Source organism: Variovorax raffinosi (genome assembly GCF_051216615.1).
GTDB lineage: Bacteria > Pseudomonadota > Gammaproteobacteria > Burkholderiales > Burkholderiaceae_C > Variovorax.
This window is the reverse complement of sequence record NZ_JBPJZR010000001.1, coordinates 951,067-973,071: the sequence shown is the minus strand read 5'-3', so window position 1 is coordinate 973,071 and position 22,005 is coordinate 951,067. Positions and strand designations below refer to the sequence as shown.

Annotated in this window: 18 protein-coding genes; 6 read left to right on the top strand and 12 right to left on the bottom strand. The window is 67.3% G+C overall.

What is annotated here, in order from left to right:
* Positions 1–4 precede the first annotated feature (4 nt).
* Together ACSFB7_RS04585 and ACSFB7_RS04580 are read right to left on the bottom strand one after the other, a co-directional pair.
* Positions 5–991, bottom strand: coding sequence for a zinc-binding dehydrogenase (locus ACSFB7_RS04585; RefSeq protein WP_435467480.1), 987 nt, complete (start codon positions 989–991; stop codon positions 5–7).
* An 11-nt stretch (positions 992–1,002) separates the two neighbouring features.
* Positions 1,003–1,380, bottom strand: coding sequence for a YybH family protein (locus ACSFB7_RS04580; protein ID WP_435467478.1), 378 nt, complete (start codon positions 1,378–1,380; stop codon positions 1,003–1,005).
* Positions 1,381–1,503: 123 nt separating this feature from the next.
* Between ACSFB7_RS04580 and ACSFB7_RS04575 the strand changes: the two genes are divergently transcribed.
* Positions 1,504–2,385: a LysR family transcriptional regulator gene (locus ACSFB7_RS04575; protein ID WP_435467476.1), complete on the top strand. Its 882-nt coding sequence runs from the start codon at positions 1,504–1,506 to the stop codon at positions 2,383–2,385.
* 24 nt (positions 2,386–2,409) lie between these two features.
* Here ACSFB7_RS04575 and ACSFB7_RS04570 read toward each other — a convergent pair whose 3' ends face one another.
* On the bottom strand, positions 2,410–2,994 hold the full coding sequence (locus tag ACSFB7_RS04570; RefSeq protein WP_435467474.1) for a DUF2889 domain-containing protein: 585 nt from the start codon (positions 2,992–2,994) through the stop codon (positions 2,410–2,412).
* Between the two features lie 191 nt (positions 2,995–3,185).
* Between ACSFB7_RS04570 and ACSFB7_RS04565 the strand changes: the two genes are divergently transcribed.
* The 4 genes from ACSFB7_RS04565 to ACSFB7_RS04550 are packed head-to-tail and all read left to right on the top strand — an operon-like array spanning position 3,186 to position 9,335.
* The gene (locus ACSFB7_RS04565; RefSeq protein WP_435467473.1) at positions 3,186–4,958 is read left to right on the top strand and encodes a long-chain fatty acid--CoA ligase; all 1,773 of its coding nucleotides are present in this window, start codon (positions 3,186–3,188) and stop codon (positions 4,956–4,958) included.
* Positions 4,959–4,975: 17 nt separating this feature from the next.
* On the top strand, positions 4,976–6,529 hold the full coding sequence (locus ACSFB7_RS04560) for a long-chain-fatty-acid--CoA ligase (RefSeq protein WP_435467471.1): 1,554 nt from the start codon (positions 4,976–4,978) through the stop codon (positions 6,527–6,529).
* 3 nt (positions 6,530–6,532) lie between these two features.
* On the top strand, positions 6,533–8,323 hold the full coding sequence (locus ACSFB7_RS04555) for an acyl-CoA dehydrogenase (RefSeq protein WP_435467470.1): 1,791 nt from the start codon (positions 6,533–6,535) through the stop codon (positions 8,321–8,323).
* A 4-nt stretch (positions 8,324–8,327) separates the two neighbouring features.
* On the top strand, positions 8,328–9,335 hold the full coding sequence (locus ACSFB7_RS04550) for an NAD(P)H-dependent flavin oxidoreductase (RefSeq protein ID WP_435467468.1): 1,008 nt from the start codon (positions 8,328–8,330) through the stop codon (positions 9,333–9,335).
* A gap of 66 nt (positions 9,336–9,401) precedes the next feature.
* On the opposite strand, the gene ACSFB7_RS04545 is transcribed toward ACSFB7_RS04550, so the two are convergent.
* The 9 genes from ACSFB7_RS04545 to ACSFB7_RS04505 are packed head-to-tail and all read right to left on the bottom strand — an operon-like array spanning position 9,402 to position 18,984.
* Positions 9,402–10,190: a crotonase/enoyl-CoA hydratase family protein gene (locus ACSFB7_RS04545; protein ID WP_435467466.1), complete on the bottom strand. Its 789-nt coding sequence runs from the start codon at positions 10,188–10,190 to the stop codon at positions 9,402–9,404.
* Positions 10,190–11,173, bottom strand: coding sequence for an acyl-CoA dehydrogenase family protein (locus ACSFB7_RS04540; protein ID WP_435467464.1), 984 nt, complete (start codon positions 11,171–11,173; stop codon positions 10,190–10,192). The genes ACSFB7_RS04545 and ACSFB7_RS04540 overlap by 1 nt, the downstream gene beginning before the upstream one ends.
* A gap of 19 nt (positions 11,174–11,192) precedes the next feature.
* Positions 11,193–12,356, bottom strand: coding sequence for an acyl-CoA dehydrogenase family protein (locus tag ACSFB7_RS04535; RefSeq protein WP_435467462.1), 1,164 nt, complete (start codon positions 12,354–12,356; stop codon positions 11,193–11,195).
* A gap of 1 nt (position 12,357) precedes the next feature.
* The gene (locus ACSFB7_RS04530) at positions 12,358–13,293 is read right to left on the bottom strand and encodes an SDR family oxidoreductase (protein WP_435467460.1); all 936 of its coding nucleotides are present in this window, start codon (positions 13,291–13,293) and stop codon (positions 12,358–12,360) included.
* 14 nt (positions 13,294–13,307) lie between these two features.
* Positions 13,308–14,300 carry a Bug family tripartite tricarboxylate transporter substrate binding protein gene (locus ACSFB7_RS04525; RefSeq protein WP_435467458.1) on the bottom strand — a complete coding sequence of 331 codons (993 nt, stop codon included), beginning with the start codon at positions 14,298–14,300 and terminating at the stop codon, positions 13,308–13,310.
* A gap of 25 nt (positions 14,301–14,325) precedes the next feature.
* Positions 14,326–15,450 (bottom strand): acyl-CoA dehydrogenase family protein, encoded by a 1,125-nt coding sequence (locus ACSFB7_RS04520; protein WP_435467456.1) that lies wholly within the window; start codon positions 15,448–15,450, stop codon positions 14,326–14,328.
* Positions 15,451–15,453: 3 nt separating this feature from the next.
* Positions 15,454–16,626, bottom strand: coding sequence for an acyl-CoA dehydrogenase family protein (locus ACSFB7_RS04515; protein ID WP_435467454.1), 1,173 nt, complete (start codon positions 16,624–16,626; stop codon positions 15,454–15,456).
* Position 16,627: 1 nt separating this feature from the next.
* Positions 16,628–17,815 (bottom strand): lipid-transfer protein, encoded by a 1,188-nt coding sequence (locus ACSFB7_RS04510; RefSeq protein ID WP_435467452.1) that lies wholly within the window; start codon positions 17,813–17,815, stop codon positions 16,628–16,630.
* Between the two features lie 29 nt (positions 17,816–17,844).
* Positions 17,845–18,984 (bottom strand): acyl-CoA dehydrogenase family protein, encoded by a 1,140-nt coding sequence (locus ACSFB7_RS04505; protein ID WP_435467450.1) that lies wholly within the window; start codon positions 18,982–18,984, stop codon positions 17,845–17,847.
* A gap of 95 nt (positions 18,985–19,079) precedes the next feature.
* On the opposite strand from ACSFB7_RS04505, the gene ACSFB7_RS04500 reads away from it, so the two are divergent.
* A complete protein-coding gene (locus tag ACSFB7_RS04500) occupies positions 19,080–21,887 on the top strand; it encodes a winged helix-turn-helix domain-containing protein (protein WP_435467448.1) in 2,808 nt (935 codons plus the stop codon).
* The last annotated feature ends 118 nt before the right edge of the window (positions 21,888–22,005 follow it).

Here is a 22,005-nt window from a genome sequence, read left to right as displayed (position 1 = left end):
GAACTCAAAGGCGCACGACGAGCTTGCCGAGCGCGCGGTCGCTTTCGATCAGGCTGTGGGCATGGCGCACGTCGTCGAAGTCGAAGGTCCTCGAGCGCAGTGACGGAATGCGTCCGGCGACGACTTGTTCGGCAACCCACCGCAGCGGTGCGTTCGACAGGGGCAGGGCCGCCGTTCCGAGCAGACCGCTCGGGAAGAAGTTCAAGCGCTTGGCGTCGGGCAGGTCCTGCATCAGGTGGAATTGCTCAAGCACAGGGGGACCGCCGAGAAGTCCGACGACCGAGACAGCGCCGAACGGCTTCAATGCCTTTATCGTGTCGCGCAGGGTCGATGCCCCCACGACTTCGAGTGCAAGGTCCACGCCTGCAGGAACGATCTGGCGAACGGACGAAGCAATCTCGCCCTGGTCGACGATGACTTCATCCGAGCCCAGCTCGCGCAGCCGTGCGACGTTGGCTTCCGCTCGCGTGGTGGCGATCACCTTCAGGCCTCGTGCCTTGGCATAGGTGACGGCAGCCATGCCGACGGAAGATGTTGCGCCACGAACCAGTAGGGTCTGGCCGGGCTGAATCGCAAGCGTCTTGTCCAGCGCACCCCAGATGGTGAGATACGCCTCCGGCAGTGCTGCAAGCTCTTCCCACGACAGCGGGATGTCGTCGAGCGCGATCACGTTGTCGCGCAACACGGTCACCTGCTCGGCATAGCTGCCGTTGCGGCTGAACTGCATGCCGCCCATTGCGGTGGCCACACGCTGGCCGGTGCGAAAGACGCCAGCGGGGTCGAGGACGACTTCACCGACGGCCTCGATGCCGGGCACACGCGGCGCGGTGATGGCGCCCATCTTGCCCGCCCTCAGATAGGTTTCGGCGCGGTTGAGGCCGAATGCGCGCACGCGGATCTGCACCTCGTTGGCCGTGGGTTGCGGCGACGGAATGTCGCGCAACTGGAGCACTTCCGGGCCGCCGGCTTGTTCGATCACATAGGCTTTCATGGCGGTGCTCCTCAAGCGCGCGGCTGGTTGGTGGCGAACAGGTAGCGGTGGATCTTCCAGTCGCCGTCTTCGCGTCGAAACACGAACAGCTCGTTGTTGCCTTCCGTCACTTCGATGCCGGCGGCAAGGATGCGTGTGCGGCCAGCGGAACTGGTGCGAACCCAGGCCCAGTCGCCGGCTTCCTGGATCTCGTGCACCGTAAAGGCAACGCTGAGCTTGAGCGTGCTGAACACTTGCTGATAGCCGGCGCGCACCGCGTCCCGTCCGACGAGTGCGGGCGCGTTCTGCGGCATGAACACCGGTTCGCGACCGTACAGGTCGAGGATGGCGTCGATGCCGTTGGTGTTGAGGGCGGCCTCATAGGCCTTGAGTGTGGATTCGATGGTCACGGTAAGCTCCTGAAGGTGGTTGGCAGCCGGGTTTTCCTGCTGCTTGGCTCAACTTTAGGTCGCTCGCTTATGACGCGGAAGATGTATTTCTGGTAACTTCCCTTCCATATTTGGAAGGACCGAATGGACCTCAACGCAGCACAGATGTTCGTCGGCGTGGTGCAGGCCGGCAGCTTGTCGGCCGCGGCCCAGCGCATGGATGTTCCGTTGCCCACCTTGAGCCGCCGCATACGCGAGCTTGAGCGTGAGCTGAATGTGCAGTTGCTCGAGCGCTCGGCGCGGGGCACGAGCCTGACCGAAGCGGGCATGCGGTTGTACGAGCACGCGAGCCGCGGCATTGAGGCGTTGGCCGAGGGTGAGCAGGCCGTGATGAGCGACCAGGCGCGGCTCAAGGGGCGCTTGCGGCTGTCCCTGCCGCCGGGCTTCGAGCCCTGGTGGGCGTTGCTCAGTGCTTTCCAGCAGCAGTACCCCGAGATCGAGTTGTCCGTCTATACCACCGAGCGTCGGGTCGACCTCGTCCAGGATGGCATCGATGTCGCGTTGAGAGTCGGCACCATCGTGCACGAGTCCATGGTCGCGCGGCACATGATCACTTACCGCCATGTGCTCGTCGCGGGCGCTGGACTGGTGCAGCGCCTGGGCAAGCCCACCTCACCCGACGATCTGCACCGCTTTCCTTGTGCTGTCTGGTGCAGGGATGTGAGCGCCCGTGGCACCTGGCAACTCGGCGAACAGACGCTGGAGCCCAAGCCGGTGCTGTCCACCAACAGCTACCTGCACTTGCGCAGCCGGGCGTTGGCCGGCGAGGTTGTGACGGAGCTGCCACCGTTCCTGGCGGCACAAGGCATCAAGGACGGACAACTGCTTGCGCTGCTGCCCAAGCATCGCCTGCCTGAGCAACAGGTCCATCTGCTCTATCCGTCGCACCGTCACCCGTCCAGGATCGTCCGGGCGTACCTGGACTATTGCCAGAACCATCTGCCGCGTCACCTAGGCGTGTCCTGAGGTCGACGAGGGCGACAGCGCTGTCTAAGCCTGCGGCTGAGGCGCGCGCCGGTGCAGTGGCCAGATGGCTTGGAGTGCTTGGCTGCCGTCGCGGTACGCCTGGCAGGTGTTGACGAGCGCGGGCTGGGGCAGGGCGCCGGGCCGGGCGTGGGCGGCGCGCATCCCACCCTTCTCGCGGCCCAGGGCAAACAGTGTCTGCATGGCGGTCGTGGCGGCCGGGCCCATCAGCTCCGTGAGATGGGTGCAGCCCTTGGCGCCACCCACCAGCGCGCGGACTTTCCCGCTGAAGCCTGGGCCGATCGTCAGGCCGACCAGTGCGTCGTAGATGGCATTGCTCTCGGCGCACCAGGGCGTTGGAGCGGCTTCGGAGTGCACCCGCACCTGGCGAATCACCAGCTTGGCGTCGACCGTCAGGACCACGCGCATGCGGTGCAGATCTTCGCCCGCACCCAGTGGCTTGAAGAAGAGGTCGGAGCCGTGGGGCGAGATGTCGCGCATCGTGCTCTCCACATCGACCAGGCCGTCGTCGCGCAGGTAGCCGTGGCAGACGATCTCGCGCGTGTGGAGCAGGCGTCGCGCGGGGGCGGCAGGTGTAAAGCAATCCGTCATGGTTCGTGTGTGTCCTATGCAGTGGGCAGGCCCATGGTCGGCAAGCCGTGCCGTGTCGGCACTACCCCCGGCGGGTGGTCGGCGGCCTCGGGGCCGGGTCGGCAGGGCCACCCGATCGGGGTGGCCGCGTCGATGAGGAAGCGCGTTCTACTCGCCTTCATTCCAGAGACGAGGCCGACCCGGACGACACCATGCAGGCATCCAGCGCCACACACCCTTGCCCCACGCCTGCCGGCGTCACCGAGCGCCCGAGCGGCGCCCTGCGCATCGAGCCGGCGCGCGCCCGTGGCGGCCTGCCTCGCGAGGCACACATCCCCGAAACCAGTCTTTTCTGCAACCTCGAGACCTCGGCCCGTCGTTACCCGGCCAAGACCGCAGTGCAGTTCTTCGACAAGGCCGTTCGCTATGCCGAGCTGCTGGCCGAGGCTGAAGCCATGGCGGGCTACCTGCAGCATGGGTGCCAGGTGGCGCCCGGTGATCGCGTGATCGTATTCAGCCAGAACTGCCCGCAGTTCATCGCCGCTTACTTTGCCATCCTGCGGGCCGACGCAGTTTTCGTGCCGGTCAATGCCATGCTCCTGCGCGAGGAGCTCGAACACATCGTGCAGGACAGCGGCGCGGTGGTTGCCTTCGTGGCCAGCGAACTGCTCGAACGCGTGGCGCCCCTGGTGGGCACCGGCGCGCTGCGACAGCTCGTGGTGCATGCCTATGGCGACGCGCTCGGCGATGAGGATGGCGACCTTGCCCTTGCGCCGCCCGACTGGGTGCGCGCGCGCATGGCCGATGTCGCGCTGCCGCCGGCCGCCGTGTCCTGGCAGGCCGCACTGGCGCAGGACCATGTGCCGCAGCTCCACCGCGCTGGCCCCGATGACCTGTGCATGCTGCCCTACACCTCGGGCACCACCGGCAAGCCCAAGGCCTGCGTGCACACGCACCGCACGGTGATGACCTCCTGCGTCGGTTCCTCACTATGGCGCCGTACCCATCCATCGTCCGTGTACCTCGCAGTGGCGCCGCTGTTTCACCTGCTGGGCCTGCAGAACAACGTCAATTCGGCCATCTTCTGGGGCGGCACCATCGTGCTGATGCCACGCTGGGACCGGGAGGCCGCAGCACTGCTGATCGAGCGCCATCGGGTGAGCTTCTGGGCCGCGCTGCCGGCCATGCTGGTCGACTTCTTCGCGCAGCCTGGCATCGAGCAGCGCGACCTGTCGAGCCTGACGGTGGTCACCGGCGGTGGTGCTGCCACGCCGCAGCACGTGAACGACATCCTCAAGAACCGCTACGGGCTGGACTACGTCGAAGGCTATGGCCTGACCGAAAGCGCCAACTTCCTGTGTGCCAACCCGATGCACAAGCCCAAGAAGGGCTGCCTGGGCGTGCCCACCTTCGGTGTCGATCTGCGCATCGTCGATCCGCAAACGCTGGCGCCGCTGCCGCAAGGCGAAGTCGGCGAGATCGTGGTGCACGCCGCGCAGATCATGCTGGGCTACTGGAACCATGCGCAGGCCAACGCCGAGAGCTTCTTTGTGCGCGACGGCAAACGCTTCTTTCGCACCGGCGACCTCGCCAGCATGGACGAAGAAGGCTACTTCTTCATGCGCGACCGCCTGAAGCGGATGATCAATGCCTCGGGCTTCAAGGTCTGGCCGGCCGAGGTCGAGGCCACGCTGCACACGCACCCGTCGATCCTCGAAGCCTGCGTGATTGCCGCGCCCGATGCGCGGCGCGGCGAAACGGTCAAGGCCGTGGTCGCGCTGCGCGACGGCTGCCGTGAGGACAGCACCAGCCTGCTGGCCTGGTGCCGCGAGCACATGGCGGCGTACAAGGCACCGCGCATCGTGCAGATCGTCCAGGCGCTGCCGAAGTCCGCCACCGGAAAGATCGCCTGGCGCGAACTGCAGGAGCAGGAAGCGTGCGCCGGGCAGGCCACCGAAGCCGAAGAAGCCGCACCCGCCCACTGATCGAAAGTACCGCCACCATGTCCATGACACTTGCACTGCGGCGCTCGATCCAGGCCACGCCCGAGCAGATTGCCACCGTCTTTTACCAGCGGCGCCAGAGCTTTCGAGAATTCGGCGACCGCGTGGCGCGCCTGGCGGGCGTGTTGCAGGCCCTCGGCATGAAGCCGAGCGACCGAGTGGGCATGCTGGGCGTGAACTCCGACCGTTGGCTCGAAGTCCTGATGGGTGTCTGGTGGGGCGGCGGCGTGCTCAATCCGGTCAATACGCGCTGGAGCGTGCCCGAGATCGTCTATTCGCTGGACGACTGCGACACCGGCATCCTGGTGGTCGACGACCACTTTCTCGATCGCGTCGAAGGCATTCGGGCCAGCGCCAGGCGGGCACCGGTCTTCGTCTACGCCGGCGAGGGCCGCGCGCCCGAAGGCATGCCGTCTCTCCAGGCGCTGATCGAAGCCAGTGCGCCGGTCGAGGATGCGGACCGCGCCGGCACCGACCTGGCCTGCATCCTGTACACAGGCGGCACCACCGGGTTTCCCAAGGGGGTGATGCACAGCCATTGGACCTTGTGGTCCATCGGCATCCAGCGCTTTGCGCAGACACCGATGCCGGACGGCAGCGTTGCGCTGCACGTGGCACCGCTGTTTCACATGGGCGGCATCGGCCGCGCGCTGGTGCAGTTCATCGCGGGTGAAACGCACGTGCTGGCCACCGCCTTCGACGCTCGCGAGGTGCTGCAGACCATCGAGCGCGAACGCGTGACCGACGTGCTGCTGGTGCCCACCATGCTGCAGGCCCTCATCACCCACCCCGAATTCGACTGCTTCGACCTGGGCAGCTTGAAGCGCATGGTCTATGGCACCTCGCCGATTGCCGAGCCGGTGCTCGAGCGCGCGATGGCTTTGCTGCCCGGCGTCGCCTTCACACATTCCTATGGAATGACCGAACTTGGTGGCGCGACTTCGAACCCGCCGCAGAACCACGGCGCCGGAGGCCGCACGTCGGGCCTGTCACGGTCGGCGGGGCGGGCCAACTTCGGGGTCGTCGTGAAGGTGGTCGATGCGGGCGGCAAGGAGCTGCCTCGTGGCGAAGTCGGTGAACTCATCGTGCGCGGGTCCAATGTCATGCTCGGCTACTGGAAAAAACCGGAGGAAACGGCGCGCGCCCTACGCGACGGATGGCTCTACACCGGCGATGGCGCCCGCATGGACGCGGGCGGCCACGTCTTCATCGTCGATCGCCTCAAGGACATGATCGTGAGCGGCGGCGAGAACGTGTATTCGGCCGAGGTCGAGAATGTGATCGCGCGGCATCCGGCCGTGCAGGCCTGCGCCGTCATCGCGGTACCGCACGCACAGTGGGGTGAGGCGGTGCACGCAGTGGTGGTACGCAAGCCCGGCGCGCAACTCGACGACGTGGACCTTCATGCGCATTGCCGCAGCGCCATCGCGGGCTACAAGTGCCCCAAGAGCATCGAGTTCCGCGAGGCCCTGCCGCTCTCCGCCGCAGGCAAAGTGCTGAAGCGCGAATTGCGTGAGCCCCATTGGGCGGGGCAGTCTCGCCAGGTGAGCTGATCCATGAGCTACACCGCCCCTCTCAAGGACATGCTGTTCGACATCGAACACCTGGCCAACATCGGCGAGATCGCCAAGCTGCCCGGCTTCGAAGACGCCGGCCTCGAAACCGCGCAGGCTGTTCTTGAAGAGTGCGCGCGTTTCAACCAGGACGTGGTGGCGCCGCTGAACATCCCGGGCGACCGCAACCCCTCGTCGTTCAAGGACGGCGCGGTCACCACCACGCCGGGCTTCAAGGACGCCTTTGCGCAGTACGTGTCGGGCGGCTGGCAAGGCCTGCAGCATCCGACCGACTTCGGCGGCCAGGGCCTGCCCAAGACCATCGGCGCGGCCTGCGGCGAAATGCTCAACTCGGCCAACATGAGCTTCGCGCTGTGCCCGCTCCTGAGCGACGGCGCCATCGAGGCGCTGCTCACCGCCGGCTCTGACGAGCTGAAGGCCGTGTACCTCGAAAAACTCGTGAGCGGCCAGTGGACCGGCACGATGAACCTCACCGAGCCGCAGGCCGGCAGCGACCTGGCCATGGTGCGCAGCCGCGCCGAGCCGCAGCCCGACGGCACCTACAAGGTGTTCGGCACCAAGATCTTCATCACCTACGGTGAGCACGACATGGCCGAGAACATCGTGCACCTCGTGCTGGCCCGCGTGAGCGGCGCGCCCGAAGGCGTGAAGGGCATCAGCCTGTTCGTGGTGCCGAAGTTCATGGTCGGCAAGGACGGTGCGCTGGGCGAGCGCAACGACGTGCACTGCGTGAGCATTGAGCACAAGATGGGCATCAAGGCCTCGCCGACCGCCGTGCTGCAGTACGGCGACAACGGCGGCGCCATCGGCTACCTCGTGGGCCAGGAGAACCGTGGCCTCGAATACATGTTCATCATGATGAACTCGGCCCGCTACGCCGTGGGCATGCAGGGCATCGCGATTGCCGAGCGCTCCTACCAGCACGCCGTGGCCTACGCCAAGGACCGCGTGCAGAGCCGCCCGGTCGATGGTTCGATCAACGCCAGCGCACCCATCATTCATCACCCCGACGTCAAGCGCATGCTGATGACGATGCGCGCTTACACCGAAGGCTGCCGCGCGATGGCCTCGGTGGCCGCTGCCGCCTACGACGCCGCGCATCACCACCCCGATGCCGATGCACGCAAGCAGAACCAGGCCTTCTACGAATTCATGGTGCCGCTGGTCAAGGGCTACAGCACCGAGATGAGCCTGGAAGTGACCTCGCTCGGCGTGCAGGTGCACGGCGGCATGGGCTTCATCGAAGAGACGGGCGCGGCGCAGTACTACCGCGATGCCAAGATCCTCACGATCTACGAAGGCACCACCGCGATCCAGGCCAACGACCTCGTGGGCCGCAAGACCGCGCGCGACGGTGGCCAGACAGCGAAGGCCATTGCCGCGCAGATCGAGAAGACCGAAGCCGAACTGGCCAAGAGCGATCACCCGGCGGCTGCCGCGGTGCTCAAGCGCCTGACGGCCGCGCGCCTGGCTTTCATCGACGTGGTCGATTTCGTCGCCGGCCAGACCAAGGCCTCGCCGAACGCCGTGTTCTCGGGCAGCGTGCCGTACCTGATGCTCGCGGGCAACCTCGTGGCCGGCTGGCAGCTCGCACGCTCGCTGATCATTGCCCAGGACCTGGCTTCGCGAAGCTTCGACACCGACTTCATGCTGGCCAAGATCGCCACCGCGCGTTTCTATGCCGAGCACATCCTGAACAAGGTGCCGGGCATTCGCGACAGCATCGTCGATGGCGCCGAGAGCGTCACGGCCCTGGCGCTCGACGCTTTCTGAAGCCATGGCGATCTTTCGCACCCGTATCACCGAACTGTTCGGCATCCGCCATCCAATCCTGCTCGGGGGGATGCACCACCTGGGCCAGTCGGACATCGTTGCGGCTGTTGTTAATGCCGGCGCGATGGGTTTCATCACGGCCCGGTCCTTCGATGTGCTGGACGACTTTCGTGCCGACCTGCGCCGATGTCGTGCGCTGACCGATGGCAAGGCCTTCGGCGTCAACCTGACGCTGTCGCGCCGCGCGGGCGCCAACGTGAAGGTGCCAGGCTGGATCGAGATCGCATTGGAGGAGGGTGTTCGTCATTTCGAGAGTGCCGGCGACTCGCCCGAGTCGCTTGTCGAGCCGATCCATCGCGGCGGCGGTCTGTTGATGCACAAATGCCCGAGCGTGCGCCACGCCCACAGCGCGGCGCGCCTGGGCGTTGACGCCATCGCATTGGTCGGTTGCGAGGAGGGCGGCCACCCGGGCGCCAATCCGCTGTCTGCGTTCGTCAACGGCGCCTTTGCGCTGGAGCAGGTGCAACTGCCGCTGGTGCTCGGCGGCGGCATCGGCAGCGGGCGGCAGATTGCGGCGGCCCTGGCCTTGGGCGCCGACGGCGTGGTGATGGGCAGCCGCTTCCTGGTGGCGCAAGAGATACGTGCCCACGAGGCCCTGAAGCAACGCATCGTCGAGATCGGTCCCGAGGGCTCGACGGCCATCCTGGGATCGATTGGCGACACCTGGCACGTGCTGCACAACGAAACGGCACGCGAAGTGCGCCGCCTGGAGGCGCAAGGCGTGCGCAGCCATGCCGAGTTCGGCGACCTGATCCTGTCCTCGCGCACGCGCCAGCGCGTGTATGTCGAGGGCGACGTGGACGGCGGCATCGTCTCCTTCGGTCCGGGCGGAGCCTTTGCCGACGAGATCGTGCCGGCAGCGCGGATCGTGGAGCGACTGATGCGCGATGCCGCGCGGGCGGCAGGTGCATTTGCGCGACAACAGGTCGCCGAGCCCGAGGTCGTTCGGTAGATCAACGTGCACTTGGCGCGTGTGCCGTTGCCGCGCGCACAACCCGCGCAGCAATGCCCACAGACCTCAGCCCCGAAACTCCGGCTTGCGCTTCTCGACGAAGGCGGCCACGGCTTCGTGGTGATCTTCCGTCTGATGCGAAATCACCTGGAAGGCCGCCGACATCTCCAGCAGCGTATCGAGGCGCGAATGCAGCGCCTCGCGCAGCAGCCGCTTGGCCAGGCGCACGGCGTGCGGCGGGTTGGCGGCAATCTGCTCGGCAATCGTGCGGGCCGTGGGCAACAGCTGATCGCGCGGCACCACGCGCGACACCAGGTTCCACTCTGCGGCCTGGCGCGCGTCGATGGTCTGGCCGGTCAGGGTCAGCTCGGTCGCACGCGACAGGCCGATGATGCGCGGCAGCAGCCATGCGCCGCCGTCGCCGGGGATGATGCCCAGCTTGACGAAGCTCTCGGCAAACTTGGCCTCTTCAGCGGCCACTCGGATGTCGCACATGCAGGCCAGGTCGAGCCCCGCGCCGATGGCATGGCCGTTCACCGCCGCGATCACCGGCACCTCGAGGTTGAACAGCGCCAGCGGCAGCTTCTGGATGCCCAGGCGGTATTCGCGGCGCAGTTCCATCGCCGGCATTTCGCTGTAGCGGCCCATGTCGCGCACGTTGCCGCCCGACGAAAAGGCCGAGCCCGCACCGGTAAGGATCACCGCGCGCACCGAATGATCGGCATGGATGCGGTCGATGGCGGCCAGAAATTCCGGCACGGCCGTGTTGCCGGTCAGGGGGTTGCGGCGCTCGGGGTCGTTCATCGTCAGGGTGACGATGTGGCCCTCTTGCTCGTAGTTCAGAAAATTGCTCATCAAAGGATCTCCTCCATCACGAATTGCAGGACCGAGGGCGTTGCGTTGCCGAGCAGCGCTTCACCGACGATGCGGTTCCAGTAGGCCTCCGAGCCGTCGGCCATGCGCCATTCGTGCAAACGGCGGCTGTAGAGCTGGAGGTCGAATTCTTCGGTGACGCCGATGGCGCCGTGCAGCGCATGCGCCGTCGATGCAACGAGCGGCACAGACGCACTGGTGCGCGCCTTCGCGGTGGCGGCGGCGAGTGGGGACGGAATTTTTTCGCCGGCCCGGAAGGCCAGTTCGGCCGCCACGCCCGCGCTCGCGACATGCTCGGCCATCACGCCCAACTGGTGCTGGACGGCCTGGAACTTGCCGATGGCCTTGCCGAACTGCACCCGGTCGTTGCAGTAGCCCAGCGTCATCGAGAACATGCGCTCCATGGCGCCTGCGATGGCGGCGGCGTGCAGTGCCGCGCTGAACACCGCGACCTGCGCGCCGTTGTCGCCGACCGGCGCACCGACCGCGTCGCCGGCCCAGCGCAGCGACGCGCCGAGGCTTCCGCGAATGCCGGTCATCGTGCGTTGCGCGAGTGCGCCGTCGAGCAGCACGAGCCGCCCTTCGATGTTCGCGAGCACGTGGTCGGCAATCGCACCGAACGCCACGTGGCCAGCGCTGACCGAACCGTCGTGCTCGCGCCGCGCATGGCCCGCGAGCGTGACCATGCCTTGCGGCGCTGCCACGTCTCCCAGCAGCGCCCTTGCCGCGATGCTCTGCGCCGCTGGCACCGGCACTGCATGCCGGCCGAAGGCCACGAAGATGGGGAAGACCGCGTCCAGGTCGAGCCCGGCGCCGCCGGCTTTCTCGCTCGCCATCAGTTCAAGGAATCCGCTCTCGGCCAACGCGCCCCAAAGCGCTGTGGCCGAACCGCCGTTCTCGATGGCCCGGATGGTGGCTGGCGTGCACTGGTCAACGAGGATCGCCTCGATGGCTTCTGTAAACATGTTCTTGTCTCCTTGTGGCTCAGCGCAGGCCCAGGCCGCGCGCGATCATGCCGCGCAGAATCTCGCGCGTGCCGCCGCGCAGCGAGAAGGTCGGCGAGATCTGGCTCAGGTAGGCGATCGCGCGATGCAGGTCCGCATCGACATCGGCCGCGCGCGTCGGGTCGGCCGCCACGGCCGCTTCGATGGCGGCGGGGATGGCCTGCTCGAACTCGGTGCCGATGTCCTTGACCAGCGCCGCTTCGACCACGGGGCTTTCGCCGCGCGCCAGCTTGGTGGTCACGGCCACCGACAGGCTGCGCAAGGTGGCGAGCTGGGTGGTGAAGTTGCCGAGCAGCGTGGCGTCGGCCGGCGTGAAGCCGGTCTTGCGCAGGCTCTGCGTCCAGGTGTCGAGCAGCACCACGCTCGAATACAGCCTCTCGGGTCCGCTGCGTTCGAAGGCCAGCTCGGCGTTCACCTGCATCCAGCCGCTGCCTTCGTCGCCGATCAGCGCGTCCTCCTTGAGGAAGACATCGTCGAAGCTCACTTCCGAGAAATGCGCGTCGCCCGTCAGGTCGACGATGGGGCGTATCTGGATGCCGGGCAGCGAGAGGTCGACGATCAATTGCGACAACCCGCCTTGCCGGTCTTCCGGCGCGCCGGAGGTACGCACCAGCGCAATCATGAAGTGCGAGCGCTGCGCGTTGGTCGTCCAGATCTTGCGGCCGGTCAGGCGCCAGCCGCCTTCCACGCGAGTGGCACGCGTGCGCACGCTGGCCAGGTCGGAGCCCGCGTTGGGCTCGCTCATGCCGATGCAGAAGAAGGCTTCGCCACGGCAGATGCGCGGCAGATAGAAGTCTTTTTGTGCCTCGGTACCGAACTTGTTGATCAGCGGGCCGCTTTGCCTGTCGGCAATCCAATGGGCTGCCACGGGCACACCGGCCGCGAGCATTTCTTCGACGAGCACGAAGCGGCGGAAGGCGTCGAGCCCCGCGCCGCCATAAGAGGCGGGCAAGGTGATGCCGACCCAGCCGCGCTGCGCGAGCCGCCGGCTGAACGCCGCATCGAAGCCCATCCATGTGCGCGCACGCACGACAGGTGGCGCAGGTTCCAGGTTCGTCGCCAGGAAGGCGCGCACTTCGTGGCGGAATGCTTCGGCCTCGTCGGGAAGCCTGGCGAGGCGAAAGGCCTCGAGCAGTTGGCTCATGCTAGTTCTCCGTGGGAATCTCGCCGGTGGTCAGCGCGTTGGGCGCGGCCTTTTTCACCAGCTCAGGGATCAGACCACCGAGTTCCTCGACCGTCCAGCGCCCTTGCTTCTCGATGCGCGGGCCGGCGTGCCAGCCCTCGGCCACCGTGATGCGGCCACCGCGTGCGCCGAACACACGCCCGGTGATGTCGCGCGACTCGCTGCTGCCCAGCCACGCCACCAGCGGCGCAACGTTCGAAGGGTCCAGTGGATCGAAGTCGGGCGCCTCGTTGCGGATCGCCTGCCACTTGGGGCTGGCGAAGATGTCTTCTGTCAGGCGGCTCATGGCGGTCGGGTAGATGGCGTTCACCGTCACACCGTAGCGGTCCAGCTCGCGCGAGGCAATCACCGACAGGGCGGCGATGCCGGCCTTGGCCGCGCCGTAGTTCGACTGGCCGGCATTGCAGTACAGGCCAGAGGACGAACTGGTGTTGATGATCCGCGCGTCGCGCTGGCGGCCCGCCTTCGATTCGCTGCGCCAGTAGGCCGCCGCGTGCCGAGAGGGCGCGAAGGTGCCGCGCATGTGCACGCGGATCACAGCGTCCCAGTCTTCCTCGTCCATGTTGACCAGTGTGCGGTCTCGCAGGATGCCGGCGTTGTTGACCAGCACGTCGAGCCCGCCGAAGGTGTCGATGGCCGCATCGATCATGCGTTTGGCGCCGGCCCAGTCGGCCACGTCGTCGCCGTTGGCAATGGCCTGTCCACCCAGGGCTTCGATCAGGGCCACAACTTCCAGCGCCGGGCTGATGGCCGAGCCGGGGCTGCCGTCGCCGCGCCCGCCGAGGTCATTGACCACGACCTTGGCGCCCTGGCGCGCGAATTCGAGTGCGTACTCGCGGCCGATGCCACGGCCTGCGCCGGTGATCACGACCACGCGGTCCTTGCAAAGCTGCTTCATTTCCAATGGCTCCATCATTTCTGCGAAAGGTCGACTTGCTTGGAAAGGGCGCGATAGCGGGCTCTTTCCGAGGTAATCATTTCGCCCATTTCCTTGCCACCGACGGTGAACACTTCCGCGCCCGCAGTCTCCGTCACGTAAGTGCGGAACTCCGGCTGCGACATGGCCTTCAGAAGCGCCGCTTCCAGTGTCTTGACGGCAGGCTCGGGCGTCTTGGCGGCAACGCCCAGGCCGATCCATACGTACAGGTCGTAGTTCGGCAGGCCGCTCTCGCGCACCGTGGGCACGTTGGGCAGCTTGGGGTGGCGTTCCTTGCCGGTCACGGCCAGCGGCCGCACCTTGCCCGCAGCGATCAGCGGCAACGCGCCACCGATGTCGAGCAGGGCCAGATCGACCTGGCCACCCATCAGGTCGCTCTGGACCTGCCCGGGCGACTTGTAGGGGATGTAGTTGAACTCGACGCCCGCGCCGTGCTGCAGCATCAGCGAGCCGATGCGGTAGTGGTTGCTGTAGCTGGCCATGCTCACGTTCTTGAGGCTCTTCCTGGCCGCTGCCATGGCTTCGGCGTAGGTCTTGTAGGGCGAATTGGCGCCGGTCACCAGCACCGCCGCGCTGCGCAGCATGGTGGCCAGGGGACGCAGATCTTTCTGCGCGTCGTACGGCAGGTTGTCGTTGATCAGCGGGTTGATCACCATCGACGAAGGCGAGAGCATGAGCACGCTGTAGCCGTCGGCCGGTGAAGTCAGCAGGGTCTGCACCGCCAGCACCGAGTCTGCGCCCGGCTTGTTCTCGATGAAGGTGGACTGGCCACCGAGTTCCGGCATGACGAGCTTGGCGACCAGGCGCGTGATCGTGTCCGAGCCGCTGCCCGGGCCCAGAGGAACGATGAAGCGCACCTGGCGCGACGGGAAGGAGTCGGTGGCCTGCGCCTGCTGAAGCGGCAGGGCCAGGGCCAACAACGAAGTCAGTGCGGCGCCCATCAGGCGGAAGGTCTTGAGGCGTTTCATGTTTTTTGTCTCCTGGGGATTTGAACTACATGCGAGCGAGGCGCGCGGCCTGCGCGTCCGCGTCGCCGAACAGCTGGTCGAGCACGTGGATGCGGCGCAGGCAGTGGCCGACGGCGTATTCCTCGGTCATTCCGATGCCGCCGTGCGACTGGATCGCCTGCTGGCACAGCGCCCGCGCGTGGCGGCCGATGGCCAGCTTGGCGCGCGGCAGGTCGGTGGCGGCGTGGGCTGAGGCCGGGTCATCGACCGCCACCGCCGCGGCAATCGCCATGCTGCGCGCCATCTCGAGCGCGACGGCCATCTCGGCCACGCGATGGCGCAGCGCCTGGTACTCGCCGATCAGTCGGCCGAACTGCTTGCGTGTGTTGACGTAGGCGGTGGTGAGCGCAAAGGCCGCCTCCATGACGCCGACCATGTCGGCGCAGACGGCGGCGGTGCCGGCGGCGACGGTGGCGTGGAGGGCGGCTGCGGCGCGTGCGTGGTCTGCGGCGTCGCCCAAGGGTTCGGCGGTGGCACCGTCAAGGGTGAGTTCGCCGGCCGGCGTGTCGTCGATCAGGCGATAGGTGCGCAGCGTCGCATCGGCGGCATCGACGAGAAAGAGCGCCAGGCCGTCTGCGTCGGCCGGCTCGCCGCTCACACGCGCGCTCACCACGAAACGGCTCGCCGCACTCGCGTGAAGCACAAGCGACTTGGTGCCATCGAGGCGCCACCGGTCGCCATCGCGCCGCGCACGGGTCTCGACCCACAGCGGCGCGTGGCGCCCTGGCGCTTCATCGTGCGCCCAGGCCATCCGAATGCTGCCTTGAGCCAGAGAAGGCAGCAGGCGGTCTTTCTGCGCCTCGCTGCCGGCCGACAGCACGGCCGTCGCCGCGAGCACGCTGGAGGCCAGATACGGTTCGAGCAGCAGCGCGCGGCCGAAGGCCTGCATCACCGGCAGCCGGTCGCCCGCGCCGCCGCCCAGGCCGCCGAAGGCTTCGGGAATGCCCAGCGCCGTCACGCCCAGTTCGGCCAATTGGCCCCAGGCCGCTTCGCTCCAACCGGCCGGCGAATGGGCGATGGCGCGGCGCTTCTCGAAACCGTAGTGGTCGTCCAGCAGTCGCGACAGGCTTTGCGCCAGCGCCTGCTGGTCTTCGTTCAGATCGAATTGCATGGCTTATCCCAGGAGCGTCTTGGCCAGAATGTCCTTCTGGACCTCGCTGGAGCCGCCGTAGATGGTGGCTGCGCGGTAGAAGAAATAGCGCGGGGCGGCGGCCACGAGCGGATGCAACGCGGCATCGCCTTCCGCGTCGCGGCGCTCCAGCCCGCTGGGGCCGGCAATGCGCGCGATCAGCGTGGTCAGCGACTGCATCAGCTCCGAGCCCTTGAGCTTGAGCACCGAGGCAAAGCCCGGGTTCTTGCGCCCGATCTCGGGGTCGAGCAGGAAGCGCCAGTTGGTCAGCTCGAGCGCGCGGATTTCCGCGCCCAGCTCGGCGATGTCGGTGGCCAGCTTGGGGTCGTCGAGCAGGCACTTGTCGCCCTGACGCGTGGCCGCCGCGAGTTCGCGGGCGGCGTCCAGGCGCTCCCAGCACAGGCCCACGTTGGCGATGTTGGTGCGTTCGCTTGCCAGCAGGTACTTGGCGCAGTCCCAGCCACGGCCTTCCTCGCCGACGAGGTTGGCGAGCGGCACGCGCACCTTGTCGAAGAAGACTTCATTGAGATGCTGCTGACCGTCGATCGACACGATCGGCCGCACTGAAACGCCCGGCGTCTTCATGTCGATCAGCAGGAAGGAGATGCCGTCCTGCTTGCGCGCCGTCTGCTCCGTTCGCACCAGCGCGAAGATCCAGTCGGCGTGATGGGCCGAGGTGGTCCAGATCTTCTGGCCATCGACGACGTAGTGATCGCCATCGCGCACCGCGCGCGTGCGCAGCGAGGCCAGGTCAGAGCCCGAATCCGGTTCCGAGAAGCCCTGGCAGAACCACAGGTCGAGCCGCGCGAGCTGGGGCAGGAAGAAGCGCTTCTGCGCTTCGGTGCCAAAGCGCAGCAGCACCGGGCCGAGCATCGCGATGTTGAAGGGCAGCGGCAGGGGCGCCCCGGCGCGCTGCAGTTCTTCGAGCAGGACCAGCCGCTCGGTGGTGCCCAGGCCGGCGCCACCGTACTCGGCAGGCCAATGCGGCGCAGCCCAGCCGCGCTCGTGAAGGATGCGCTGCCAGGCCACCGTGTCCTGCTTGCGCGGCGCATGGCCACGGCGCAGGCGCGCGCGGATGTCAGCGGGCAGGCGCTCGGCGATGAAGGCGCGGACCTCGTCGCGAAAGGCGAGTTCGCTGGGGCTGAGCTGCAGGTCCATGTCAGTTCTTGCCGTAGAGGGTCACGACGCAGGCGCCGCCCAGGCCCACGTTGTGCTGCAGCCCCAGCCGCGCACCTTCGACCTGGCGCTGGTCCGCGCTGCCGCGCAGTTGGTGCGTCAGCTCGTAGCACTGCGCCAGGCCGGTGGCGCCCAGCGGGTGGCCCTTGGACAGCAGGCCGCCCGAGGGGTTGATGACGACCTTGCCGCCGTAGGTGTTGTCGCCGTCGTTGACGAACTTCTCGGCGCCGCCTTCGGGGCAGAAGCCCAGGGTCTCGTAGCTGATGACCTCGTTCTGCGCGAAGCAGTCGTGCAGCTCGCACACGTCGATGTCTTCGGGGCCGACACCGGCCGCCTCGTACACGCGCGTGACGGCGGCATGCGTCATGTGCGTGCCGATCCAGCTCAGCATCGATGGCGGCTCGAACGACTGCACCGGATCGGTGGCCATGGCCTGCGCGAGGATCTGCACGTCGGTGCGCAGTCCGTGCTTCTTCGCGAAGCGCTCCGACACCAGCAGTGCCGCCGCGCCGCCGCAGGTGGGCGGGCAGGCCATCAGGCGCGTCATCACGCCGGGCAGCAGCACGGTGTCGTTCATGACTTCTTCGGTCGTCACGATCTTGCGGAACAGGGCCAGTGGGTTGTTGGCCGCATGGCGGCTGGCCTTGGCGCGCACCGCGGCAAAGGTCTCCATGCTGCAGCCGTAGCGCTCCATGTATTCACGGCCGGCGCCGCCGAAGGTGCGCAGGGCCTGCGGCATGCCGTCCATGTCGGCCGTCAGGCCGCGCAGCACCGGCAGGAAGCGCTCGCGCGTGGGCGGGCGGTCGTCCCAGTGCGACTTGAGCGCGCCGGCCTGCATCTGCTCGAAGCCCAGCGCAAGCACGCAGTCCGCGTCGCCCGAAGCGATGGCCTTGCGCGCCAGGTACAGCGCGGTGGAGCCGGTCGAACAGTTGTTGTTGACGTTGACGACCGGGATGCCGGTCATGCCGACCTCGTACAGCGCCGTCTGGCCCGAGGTGGAGTCGCCGTAGACGTAGCCCACGTAGGCTTCCTGCACTGCGTCGTAGCCAATGCCCGCGTCGGCCAGCGCGCGGCGCGTGGCCTCGGCGCCCATCTCTGTGTAGCTCAGGCTTTTGCCCGGCTTGGCGAAGGGGATCATGCCGACGCCGGCGACGATTACTTTTTCGGTCATGTGATGCGTGTCCTGTGAGGGCCTTGAGTTCAGAGTTTTCTGGAGATGAGGTCGCGTTGCGTTTCGTTGCTGCCGCCGAACACGCGCGTGATGCGGTAGTCGGTGAAGGCGCGGGCAATCGGGTACTCCAGCATGTAGCCGTAGCCACCGTGCAGCTGCACCATGTCGTCGATGCACTTCCACAGCGTCTCGGTGGCGAAGAGCTTGGCAATCGCCGCCTCCTGCACGCTGATGCGCCGGCGTATGTGCTCGCCGATGTAGTAGTCGACCAGCGTGCGGGCCGCCACCGCTTGCGTCTTGATGTCGGCCAGCTTGAACTTGGTGTTCTGGAAGTCCCACACCGTGCCGTCGAAGGCCTTGCGCTCCTTCACGTATTCGAGCGTCTGCTCCAGCAGGCGCTCGAGCTTGGCGACGCTGTACACGGCGATGATCAGGCGCTCCTGCGCCAGCTCCTGCATCAGGCAGACGAAGCCCTTGTTCTCTTCGCCCAGCAGGTTGTCGGCCGGCACGCGCACGTTGTCGAAGAACAGCTCGGTGGTATCGGCTGCCGGCTGGCCCACCTTGTCGAGCTTGCGCCCGCGACGAAAGCCCGCGCGGTCGGCCTCGACCATGATCAGGCTCACGCCCTTGCTGCCGGCGTTGGGATCGGTCTTGCAGGCCACCAGCACCATGTCGCAGTTCAGGCCGTTGCTGATGAAGGTCTTGCTGCCGTTGATGATGTATTCGTCGCCGTCGCGCACGGCGCTGGTGCGGATGGACTTCAGGTCGGAGCCCGTGCCCGGTTCGGTCATGGCAATGGCCATGATGGTTTCGCCGCGGCAGATCTTGGGCAGCCAGCGCTGCTTTTGTTCCTCGGTGCCGAAGCGCACGATGTAGGGCGCGGTGATGTCCGAGTGCACCGACAGGCTGAAGCCCGAGACGCCCGAGCGGTGCAGCTCTTCGGCCAGCACGCAGGAGTGGCCGAAATCGCCACCGCCGCCGCCGTACGCGGTCGGCACGGTGACGCACAGCAGGCCTTCGCGGCCGGCCTTGAGCCAGGTTTCGCGGTCGGTGCGGCCGGCCGCGTCCCACGCGGCTTGGCGCGGCAGGCATTCGCGTTCGAAAAATCGCCGTGCGGTGTCGCGCAGCATCTCGTGATCGTCGCGGTAGACGGTGCGGTTGATATTCACGGGGGGCTCCTTGTCTTGGCGCAATTCTGGGAGTCCCCCCTCGCAACCCCACTACCCCGATCGGGTGGCAGCGCGCCACAATGCCGGGCAGAGACATGCAGAACAAGCCACATTCCCATTCGCGCTCGCCTGAAGCCTCCGCGCTCAAGGCCCTGGTCACCACCAAAATGGTCCCGCCCCGCAGCGCCGTGCGCGCGGTGGCGCGAGAGGCATTGCTGGCCCGGCTGATGGAGGGGCGCCGCCGCCGTTGCGTGGTGCTGCAGGGCCCGGCCGGCTGCGGCAAGACCACCACCCTGGTCGCCTGGCGCCAGGCGCTGCTGCCGCTGGGCTTCGACGTGGCCTGGTTCACGTTGACTCCCGAGGACAACGAGCCCACCCGCCTGCTCGACTACCTGCTGGCCAGCGTGGCGCATGTGGCGCCGGTCGCCACGCAGGAGGCGGCCGACTACGCCGGTCGCGGTGTCGACAGCGAAGCCGTGGAGCGTGCCCTGATTGCCCTGGTGCGCGGCATTGCCGCTCATCCGCGCGAACTGGTGCTGGTGCTGGACGATCTGCAGCACCTGATGGATGAGCGCATCCACGAGGCGCTGCAGTGGCTGCTGGACTACGCCCCGGCCAACCTGCATCTGGCCATCGCCTCGCGCGCAGCGCTGCCGCTGTCGCTGGATCGCCTGCGCGCCGAGGGCCAGGTGCTGGAGATCGACGTGCGCGACCTGCGCTTTTCTCCGGCCGAATCCGAACGCTTCCTGCAGTCGCAACTGGGCAGCATCGCGCCGCGAGACGCCTTGGCCCTGCACGAGCTGTGTGATGGCTGGGCCGCCGGCCTGCAATTGCTGGCCATCAACTGGAAGAAGCGCCGGCGGGAGCTGGGCGCGGGCCAGGTGCCGGGCGACTTCGTGCGCGCGCACGTGCAAGACCCGCAGGCCTTTGCCGCCTATTTCGAGAAAGAAGTGCTGTCGCGCCTGGCGCCGGCCGATCTCGAATTGCTGATCAGCGTGTCGGCCTGCAGCCGCTTTTGCGCACCGCTGTGCGCGGTCTTGCTGGGCCGGCCCGTGGACGACGCCGCCATGGCACCGTTGCTGGCGCGGCTGGAAGCCGAGAACCTGTTCATCGTGCCGATCGAAACCAGCGCCGAGCGCGAGACCTGGTTTCGCCTGCACCCGCTGCTGCGCGAAACGCTGCGCGGGCGCTTGAGGCAGCGCAGCGAAGCCGGGCAACGCGAGGTGCACCGCATCGCCTGGCAGTGGTTTCGCGACCATGGCCTCATCGACGAGGCGGTGCGCCAGGCCGTCGCGGCGGGCGAGGGCGCGGCCGCTGCGGCGCTGGTGGAAAAGTCTGCCCATGGCCTGGCCGTGCGCGGCGAACTGCGCAAGCTGATCGGCCTGGTGCGCCAACTGCCGCCCGCCGAAGTGCAGGCGCGCATCGGGCTGCGGTTGTGGATGATCCGCATCGAGCTGTTCGCGCGGGAGCTGGATGCCTTTTCCGCCAACATCGCGCGCCTGCGGCCGGACATTCCGCCGGACGACGCCATCAGCCACTACTGGCTCACGCTGCTCGAAGCCTCGCTGGCTTTGCAGCGCGACGACACCGACGCTGCCATGGCGCTGCTGCCGCGCCTGCAGTCGGCGCCCGAAGGCGCGGACGCGCTGGCAACGGGGGCACGCGACAACATCCTGTCCTGGCTGTACATGCACCGCGGCGACTACGAGCGCGCGCGCCGCGTGCAGCAAGACAACCCGATTCGCCTGATCGACGGAGAGTCGCTGCGCGGCAGCTCGTCGGGCACGCTGCAGGGCCGAAGCCTGGTCGGCCTGAGCTACGCCATGGAAGGCCGCATGACACAGGCCGAGCGCATCTACCGCGAGGTGCTGCGCGAGGCCAATGAAGGTGGAAGCGCATGCGTCGATGCCACCTACTTGTCGACGGCGCTGCTGGGCGAGGTGCTGTACGAACACGGCGAGACCGAGGCCGCGCTCGCGCTGCTCGAAGACCGCGTGGACGCGCTGGAGCGCGTGTCCATTCCCGACTCGGTGCTGCGCGTGCACCGCTCTCTGGCGGCGGCCCACTGGGTCGCCGGGCGCAGACTGGAAGGCATGTCCTACCTCGAGCGGCTGGAAGACTACAGCGCCGCGCTGGGCCTGGACCGCTTGCTGGTCCACAGCCTGACGATGCAGGTGCACTACCGTTTGCAGATGGGCGATCCGGCCGCTGCGGAGGCAGCGTTATTGCGCGCGAACGAGATCGACGCGCGGCATGCTGATGCCGTGCACAGCGCACTTGGCGAAATCGCCGTGGTAGTGGAGCGCGCACGCATCCGCTGGGCCATGGTCCGCGGCGACACGGACGATGCGGCGCGCAGAATCGACGTGCTGATGGCGAACATCGAACTGCGCGGAAGACAGCGATTGGTCGCGCAGATGAAGCTGCTGCAGGCATTGATCGAGCGGCGGCGGGGCAGGGCGGATGCCGCGAGGGAATACACGCTGGCAGCCTTGCGCAGCGGACACCGGCTGGGCCTGGTGCGCAGCCTGCTCGACGCAGACCCGGCCGTGATGACGCTGGTTTCGGAAGTCGCCAAGGACGCGTTGCTGGACCCGGTGCTCGGCTTCTATGCGGAGCGCCTGGCGCAGGCGCAGTACGGGCGGCAGGTGCTCGTGCCTTCCGATGCAATGGCCTCGGCGGGCGTAGCGCCCGATACCTCCAGGAGCCCCGTTGAGCCGTTGAGCGAACGCGAACGCGATGTGCTGAGTTTGCTGGCGCAGGCGATGCCCAACAAGAAGATCGCGCTGGCGCTGGGACTGTCCACTGACACCGTGAAGTGGCATCTGAAGAACATCTACGCGAAGCTGGGGGTGGCGGGGCGGGATGAGGCCGTGGCGTGGATGCGGGGGAGGCAGGGATAGGGGCCTTCTCGTTTCTGCACTGGGATGTCTGAATCAGACTGATTGCAGATGTTGGTTGTGCCGACGTTGAAGGCGGCTTCCGTTGCAAAGAAGACAAGCGCGGAGGCACCTACGCGCA